Source organism: Dysgonomonas sp. 37-18, from assembly GCF_001899125.1.
GTDB lineage: Bacteria > Bacteroidota > Bacteroidia > Bacteroidales > Dysgonomonadaceae > Dysgonomonas.
The window spans coordinates 21,938-31,142 of record NZ_MKVC01000001.1 but is presented as its reverse complement, the minus strand read 5'-3'; the positions used below and the strand labels follow the sequence as shown (position 1 = coordinate 31,142).

5 protein-coding genes are annotated in these 9,205 nt (G+C 37.1%); all 5 read right to left on the bottom strand.

The annotated features are described in order from the left end of the window. Positions 1 to 1,117 precede the first annotated feature (1,117 nt). The gene (locus BGO84_RS00135; RefSeq protein ID WP_135105067.1) at positions 1,118 to 2,524 is read right to left on the bottom strand and encodes an efflux transporter outer membrane subunit; all 1,407 of its coding nucleotides are present in this window, start codon (positions 2,522 to 2,524) and stop codon (positions 1,118 to 1,120) included. A 2-nt stretch (positions 2,525 to 2,526) separates the two neighbouring features. Next, on the bottom strand, positions 2,527 to 5,697 hold the full coding sequence (locus BGO84_RS00130; protein ID WP_135105066.1) for an efflux RND transporter permease subunit: 3,171 nt from the start codon (positions 5,695 to 5,697) through the stop codon (positions 2,527 to 2,529). A 32-nt stretch (positions 5,698 to 5,729) separates the two neighbouring features. Further along, on the bottom strand, positions 5,730 to 6,848 hold the full coding sequence (locus tag BGO84_RS00125) for an efflux RND transporter periplasmic adaptor subunit (protein WP_283686071.1): 1,119 nt from the start codon (positions 6,846 to 6,848) through the stop codon (positions 5,730 to 5,732). Between the two features lie 13 nt (positions 6,849 to 6,861). Next, positions 6,862 to 7,335 (bottom strand): MarR family winged helix-turn-helix transcriptional regulator, encoded by a 474-nt coding sequence (locus BGO84_RS00120; protein WP_135105064.1) that lies wholly within the window; start codon positions 7,333 to 7,335, stop codon positions 6,862 to 6,864. Between the two features lie 184 nt (positions 7,336 to 7,519). Next, positions 7,520 to 8,815 (bottom strand): mechanosensitive ion channel domain-containing protein, encoded by a 1,296-nt coding sequence (locus BGO84_RS00115; RefSeq protein ID WP_135105063.1) that lies wholly within the window; start codon positions 8,813 to 8,815, stop codon positions 7,520 to 7,522. Positions 8,816 to 9,205: the final 390 nt, after the last annotated feature.

Sequence of the window (9,205 nt, the reverse complement as noted above, 5' to 3'; positions counted from 1 at the left end):
TTAAAGGGTTAAACTTTTTTGTTTACTTATGCAATACAAACTTAATTGTTTGCCCTTTAACTGTCAGATCAGATCGAAACTAATTCAAATTATTACAGTTAGTGGGGTTTATTCTATCGTGACTGTCTAAAATCATGATTTCCTTACTACATCTGTCACAAGTTCGATATTGTATGTATCTTCTTTAAATATCTAAAAGTCCGGATACACATCTTTGTTCTATGTTGATTTTTATTGCCTGCGTTTTATTCTGTTATTTATTGCATCGTCTAAATATCCAACTCAATATACTCTTCCCCTTTCTTTAAAATTTCTGTTTCAACGATAGCCTTTCTTACAAGTTTATCATTGAAACCGGATTTCTTGCTTAAAATATCTTAATGTCGGTTTTACCGGGTTGTTCCAATCGTAAAGGGAATAGCTAAATCCGAATCTGAAATAAATTTCATAAGGTGGCGCAGATATCTTTATTTTAGGTAAAAGTCAGAGTAAGGTATTCTCGTATTGTTTATATTTTTCTGTCTTATATCGTTACCAAGCCATGCTCCGTGGCAGAGAGAGGCTTAATATCGATACGTATTAAATCTTACTTTGTCCAAAACCAAATAAGCAAGACCAAAGCAATTAAGGTTATTAAAAATAAGTTTAGCAGCTTATGTAGATCATTATCTTGTCTCATCTTTCATTTATTTCATTTGGCTATAGCGAATACACTATACAGCAAGAATCTCTTTTTACCTAAAAAATTAATAAGTATAATTTTCAGTAATTGCCATCCGGTTTCGTATACATTAGATAATAATTTCAGGAATTTCCAGATAGTGTGAGTTCACATAAATTCATTCAATAAAAATCCTGTACTATAAAACAAAAGATACAAGAATGATCCTTTCACTCCTGTATTTTTTAACTATTCCTTTTTATATAATTATGAGCTTTATTTGTCTTCAACTTTGCTCTATGTCGTTCTTCAGGAGGCAAGTTACAATAAAAAAACAGGACAGCCAAATCTTAAATAAAAATATTTTTTTAGTTAAATTGATAAAATGTCAGCCTAAAAAATAAGGATATTCATCACGAATATCCTTATTAAATATTTGGTATGTTTCAGATTGTATTACTCTACACCTCCTCCAAGCGCCCTGTATAAATTAACAGTTGCCTGAAGCTGTTCGAGCTTGTCATTTACCTGGCCAAGTTGTGCTTGCAACAGATTTTGCTCTGCGTTTAGCACCTCTGTATAATTTGCCTCTCCGGCTTTCAGCAAAACTTTAGTATCATCCACCGCAGTAAAGAGGGCTTCCACTTGCTTGGCTCTATCTTCGTTTTTACGTAACGATGATTCGTAAGTATACATTATATCAGAAACCTCTTGTCCTGCTTTTAAGACTGTTTGTTCAAATGTTAACAGTGCTTCTTCCTGTTGAGCTTTAGCCACTTTATATTGTCCTCTCAACTGATTTCCTGCAAAAATAGGTTGAGTTAAGCCTCCTACTATATTAGCTAATATATTGGCTGGTTGAAAAAACTGAGACAATGTATTAGAAGCATAACCTATTGTTGACGTACCCAATGTTAATGAAGGATACAAAGATCGCTGAGCAACATTCCTCATTTCAAATGCATATCTGAATCCCATTTCAGCTTGAATTACATCCGGACGCTTCGCCAACATTTGTGCTGGTATGCCATATTGTAAATGAGAAGGAACAGGTTGATCTTTGATAGCAGTTCTATATACCGGACCTGGCTTGCGACCAACAAGAACAGAAAGAGAATTCTCTAATTTTCTTATTTGGCTCTCAAGTGTAGGCACGCTAACTTGCGTATTATACAATAATGCTTCACTCTGTTTAACACCTGCACGGTTGAGCAATCCAGCCTGCATCATATCGGTCATAGTAGCCGTAGATTCTTTAAGCAAACCTATGGTCTCTTTCGTAATCTTTAGTTGCTCGTCTAAAGCCAATAGGGAATAATAAGTAGTTGCGATATTGGCAACCAATGAAGTTTGTATCAAGTTACGATAAGCATGAGTACTAACCAAATTAGCGTACTGAGCTCTCGACTTGCTACTAAGTTTTCCCCAAAGATCGGCTTCCCATTGTACGGCAAAACCCAACCCAAACTGAGTACCGGTTTCATATCCTAATACTCTCTCTTTTCCGTTTTTAATACTTCCTCGTGTATGCGTCACCTGACCGGCTAAAGCTATAGTTGGAAAATATGCAGACTTAGCAACCACCAGACCAGCTTCAGCTTGTTGGATTCTGGTATAAGCTATTCTCATATCAAAGTTATTAGCCAATCCTTCATCAATAAGAGCCTGAAGGGCAGGATCTGTAAAATATTCCCTCCACGGGATATTTGCAATCGTAGTAGTATCTGTGGGATTTTCTCCCCTAAACATATCTTGCGAGTCTATTTCAGGAGCTTTATAGTTACTTACTATTCCGCAGGAGGTGAATCCCATTGAGAGTATTACTCCCAACAAAACCACACCTTTTATATATTTTCTCTTCATTGTTATTGGTTTTTATTAATAAACTCATCATTAGAGTTAATCATACCCGATTTACTTATCTTATCCTGTATTGTCTGGAATATAATATATAGGGAAGGAATAACCAGTACCCCAAGCATAGTTCCAATAAACATACCCCCTACAGCACTAATTCCGATCGATCTGTTACCGATGGCTCCTGCTCCTGATGCAAACATCAGTGGTAATATACCTGCAATGAAAGCAAAGGAAGTCATCAAGATCGGGCGAAGACGTGCTACAGCTCCGTTTACGGCAGCTTCCACAATACTCATACCTTGCTGACGTCGCTGTAATGCATATTCCACAATAAGGATAGCATTCTTTGCCAGCAACCCGATTAACATAATCATCGATATTTGGACGTATATGTTATTTACAATTCCTCGCGAAAGACCGAATATCATTAAGAATATAAATACTCCGGCAAGACCCACCGGCAAAGAAAATAACACGGCCAATGGTATAATGTAACTTTCGTACAAGGCAGACAGCAATAAATAAACGAATATCAAACAAATGCCAAATATTAATATTGTTTGGCTTCCACTACCAGCCTCCTCTCGAGTCATACCTGAATATTCGAAAGTATATCCATCAGGGAAAATAGTCTTATCTTGAGACCATTCTTCCAATAGACGTAATACGTCACCGGTACTCTTTCCATCAATTAGGTTAGGTATAACGGTCAAGTCGATAGATGAATACATATTGAATCGGCTCAATGTTGGAGGAGCAACAATATCTTCTACATGAAGAAATTCTGTAATTGGAGCCATCTCTCCGGATTTTGTCTTCACAAACAAACCACTCAGATCATCCCATTTTCTTCTATATTCAGGAGATGCTTGCAGTACCACCCTAAATTGTTTTCCATACAAGTTGAACGTTGAAGCATATGAACTCCCTACATAAGCCTGCAATGATCCCATTACTTCACTAAGAGTAAGACCGGCTGCTTTTATTTTTGGCAAATCGGCCGATATCTCTTTCTGAGGGAAAGCAGGGTTAAAGTTAGTCATGGCCATAAGGACAACATCATTTCTAGCCCGCAGTTTTTGAAGGATATTTTGAGCAACATCATTAAATTTGTTGATATCACCTCCCGTACGGTCTTGCAATTGCATCTCAACGCCTGCTCCCAAACCAAAACCTTGAAGGGTGGGAGTGGCCACAAAGAAGAAGGTCGCACCCTTTATCTTGCTTGTCTTTTCTTTGAGGATTGCAGACACTTCGTTTGTTGACAATTTACGGTCATTCCAAGGTTCCATTTTCACTACTAGAGTACCATAAGAGCTGTTCATACCAGCCATAAAGTTAACCCCTGTAATGTTTGTAACACTCTTAACACCTTCTATATCATGGGCTATTTTAACAACTTCGCTAACAACAGAATCTGTTCTCTCCAAAGAAGATCCCGGAGGTAATGTTACAAAGGCAAGAACACCACCACTATCCTCATTAGGCACAAAACCTGTAGGTAACAGCTTCATCAATCCGAATAAAACAACTGACGATACGATGATTATAGCTACTGTAATCCAACGATGTCCTTTTCTTCCAAGGAAGTGAAGACTCTTCTTGTACTTTTGAGTCGCACTGTTGAAAGTCATATTAAAGTAATAATAGAAGCGTTGGATGAAACTTTTGCTCTTATGCTCCTCATCATGTGGCTTCAAAAAGAGAGCACATAAAGCAGGACTTAACGTCAATGCATTGATCGCCGAAATAAGAATCGCAATAGAAAGAGTTAGCCCGAATTGCTTAAAGAATATACCTGAAGTCCCTCCAATAAAGCTGACCGGAATAAACACCGCCGACATTACAAGTGTAATAGATATAATCGCAGGTGCAATTTCTTTCAAGGCAGTGATCGTAGCTACTTTCGGATCTTTTTCTCCGGCATCGAGCTGCGCATGTACCGCCTCGACGACGACAATGGCATCATCGACCACAATACCGATAGCCAAGACGAGAGCAAACAGTGTCAATAGATTTATAGAGAACCCAAACACCTGTAAGAAAAAGAATGTACCGATAATGGCAACAGGAACAGCTATAGCCGGAATAAGAGTAGATCTTATATCCTGCAAGAATACAAACACGACTATAAACACCAATATAAAGGCTTCAATCAACGTATGGATTACTTTCTCTATAGATGCATCCAAAAACTCACTGGAGTCCATTATATAATTGATCTTAACTCCCGAAGGCAATGTTTTTTCAGCATCATTCAATACAGCCTTAACATTCTTAATAACCTCCTGTGCATTTGATCCTGCAGTCTGGTTGATCATTATAAATACAGACTGATTTTTGTCTGTTTCTGAAACAACGCTATAGCTCAACGAACCCAGCTCAACTTTAGCAATATCCTTCAATCTCAAAATTTGTCCGTCTTGAGAGCGTAGTATGATATTACCAAATTCTTCTTCGGTTTTCAGTTTTCCTGTATATCTCATGGTATATTGGAACGACTGATCACTATTTTGCCCCAATTCACCCGGTGCTGCTTCTATATTTTGATCTACTAATGCTGCTGAGACCTCTTGTATAGAAATCTTATATGCAGCCATTACGTCAGGCTTTAACCAAACACGCATCGAGTAGTCCCTTGCGCCAAACACACTGGCATTACCAACACCATATACACGCTTTATCTGAGGTAAGATGTTAATGTTAGCATAATTCTGAAGGAATTGACCATCATAATCAGGGTTATTTGTACTCAAAGTCAAACCTAATAGTGTACTATTCTGCTGTTTTGATACAATTACCCCTAGCTGAGTCACCTCTTGCGGAAGCAATGGTGTAGCACGTGCAGCTAGATTTTGTACGTTTACAGATGCAATGTCCGGATTAACTCCTTGCTTAAAGAGTATCTTAATGGTAGCCGTACCATTACTGGCTGACGATGTCATATATGTCATCCCTTCCACACCGTTTATCTGTTCTTCGAGGGGAATAACCACACTATTCAATACCACATCCGCATTTGCACCCGGATAGGTAGCCTGAACCTGTACTGTCGGAGGTGCAATATCCGGATATTGTTCTATTGGCAACGTTGCCAACCCAATAATACCTAATACTACAATGATGACAGAAATAACAGTAGAAAGCACAGGTCTTTCTATAAATGTCTTTAACATTATTTCCTTATTTTATTTATTAAATAAATTATCTATTTCTTGACAATAATTCTAGCACTGTCAGACAATGTTGCAATACCGTCTACTACAACTCGGTCGTTAGGCACAAGCCCGTTTGTAACAACGTATCTTTTGCCATCAGGCGTAGCAGCAACATCTATAAGAGTTTGAACAGCTATAGAATCACTAACAACTTTATAAATGAGCAATTTATTTTGTTTGGTCAATGTAGCTGCCTGCGGTACAACAAGAGCCTTTTCAATGTGTTTAGGAATCAAAAGATTTCCGCTGAAACCACTACGCAAAAGACCTTCAGAATTAGTAAATTCAGCTCTTAGGTTTACAGAGCCGGTAGTTACATTCACCTGACCTGATATCGTTTTAATAACTCCTTTTTCCGGATACATTGTTCCATCAGCCATTCTCAGCGATACCTTAGGCAGATTTTTTATCTTTTCAGCCTGATTTTTTCCCGGCAAGTTAGCTAACAAGGAAACAAGATCTTTTTCATTCAATGAGAAATAAGCAAACACACTTCCTATGCTCGAAACTGTAGTTAAAACATTTGAGTTATTAACCAAGCTTCCCTGACGAAAGGCGATGGTTCCAACAACTCCATCAACAGGGCTTGTCACATTTGTCCAGCCTAATGTTGCATTAGCATTTGCCAAAGTAGCCTCAGCCTGGTTCTTTGTTGCCAGAGCCACATTGTATGCATTTTGATAAGTTGCCAACTGTGTTGTACTAACAATACCTTTGTCTGCCAATGGTTTAATTCTGTCTACATTCAGTTTCGCTGTTTGCAACTGAGCTTCGGCACTGGCAACTGCAGCCTTCGCTGTTGTTACAGCCTGGATAGCTGAAGGCGAGTTAATCTTAAACAATGCTTGCCCTTTTCTTACTACAGACCCTTCGTCTATATAAATAGCATCAATAAACCCATCTATACGCGGTCTGATCTCGATATCTTCCTGGCCTTTGATAGTAACCGGATATACAGACTCCAGCTCTACACTTTCTTCACTTAGCACGGCTGTTTTATATTCTTGCGGTGCCGTATTAGTCTGCGCAAAAGGATTGGCTCCTCCACCACAAGATGATGTTATAACCATTAGAGCCATTGCTCCAAAAACAATCTGTCTTAAATTCATACCTAATCAATATTTAATTACCTGTTGTTACTTTATTAAATCGTTCTATTTCTTGTAAAAGAATCTGTAATTGAGTTTTCAGTGCTTCACAATCAATATTCTCAAATAATAAGCTTTGCCCTTCCCTTACTTTAGCAATAGCTCTTTCGAAGAGTTCCGAGCCTGATTTGGTCACTTCCACAATTCGGGCTCTGGTATCTGTTGCGCTTTCCCTTCTACTTATAAGGCCTTTCTTTTGAAGATTTCTTAATATAGTAGAAGTAGTCATAGGATCAATGCCTGTCTCTTGCGACAGAATAATTTGTGTAGCTTCAGTATTTTCTCTCGACATATGATAGATCGCTCCAAGCAACTCCAATTGTGACCCTGTTAGACCAAATTCACCTAACAGGCGGAGCTTCCCTCTCTGCCAATATTTAGAAACTTTCCAAATTAAATAACCTATATCATCATTGGAATCTTCTAACTTATTACAATTTCCCACCATTCAATAGTTTTTATATTTCGGGACAAAAGTAATAAGCACACTTATTATAAGCGCACAATGCGATCAAATTAATTTACAATATTAACGTTTTTTAAAAAATAAATAACATTCATTTACAAAAAAAATGCCTTTTCGCTATTATAATTTACGAAAAGGCGCTCCCAGTAAGAGAATCCAAAATTTACTATTTTACATTTTCCTTGATATATACATCAAAAATATCACTTCCGGAAGATTCTTCAAATATTGTGAGATCAAAATATTTGACAATGCCAATAAAGTGATTTACTATTTCAGATAATATAAGTTCATATTCGGCCCATACGGTAGTATTAGTAAAGGTATATAGTTCTATTGGTAACCCTTGAGGTCCGGGAGGCAATTGTCTTACCAGCAAAGTGAGGTTCTTATCAATCCTCGGATGGTTGCGTAAATAATATATCCCATACTGAAGAAACAAGTCACTATTTGTTATCCGATACATATTTGATAATAAGCCCTCTCGCTTAGGCATCTTCGAAAACTCCTTTTGTTTAGCTGTGATATACTCTTTTAACCCATCAATCTCTTTATACTTCTCCAGCTCGTCATCAGTTAGAAATCGTATTGTATTATGTTTTATGTTCAGTGCTCTACGAAAACGTCTTCCTCCCGAATCCTGCATTCCTCTCCAGTTTTGGAATGAGTCGGAAATCAAGGCATAAGTAGGTACGGTTGTTATTGTTTTATCAAAATTTCTGATTTTAACGGTTGTAAGATTTATCTCTTCTACATTGCCATCTGCACCATATTTGTTCATCGTAATCCAATCACCGATTTGAACCATATTATTCGTTGTAACTTGAATACTCCCGGCAAATCCCTTTATTGAATCTTGGAATAATAACATCAGAATAGCAGAAGCCGCTCCCATCGCAGCAAAAAATGTGGTAGCCGACTTGCCTGTGAGGATAGAGTATATAACAACGGCTCCAAAAATAAACAATACGATTTGAACAACCTGGAAATAACTTTTCATAGGTTTGTTCTGGAAAGCAGGCTTTTCTTGCAAAACACCACCAAATGACCGAACAATTGACATTATAATCCAGATAACCATGAATACCATATATACATCCGTAGCTTTAAGCATCGGAGTAATCATTGTATGGAAATCATAGAATATCACGGGAATCGTTCCTCTTACAAAAGAATAAGGGCCTATCAGTGCAAGATAATGCGGCAACCTGTTTTCTATTGTATAATTAATAAAAGATAGTTTTGTTATATTAACCGCTCTATGAAAAACAAAAAGCAATATCCTCCTTAATAAGTATTGCAAGCACAATACTATTATCACAACTAATGCAAATAACACAATCAGTTTGGTATATATTATCCCTTGTTCGGGAACGCCCAATCCTATCAAAAAGTCTTGTATCCATAGAGCAATAGTTTTGGTTATCGAACCTGCTTCAGTTTGTATCTCCTTTGAATCCATTTCTATCATTTTATTACCTTATTTGTATTAAATTCAATCTTCATACTTCAAAACACATAAATATATGAAATAATTTGACTTCTTCTAAAACTATTTTCTCTTAAATGTTATAAAACTTCATATTTAAAACAAATATAATTATTGACAGCCTTATTATTCCCTCACTTGACACCTTGACTATCCAGTATACCTAAACTGGCTTCCCTGTTTTGCTTACGCCTAAATCTGACAGATTCTCACAATTCACCCAGTAATAGACCAAACGCCTCATAGAATGACCATTTGAGAAAATAATAATACACCGGTTCTCATTTAGAATAGTCTTTAGGGAATATTCGCCATTGACAGTTTGTTTTTACCAAGTATAAAACATCATTAAATATCTATTTA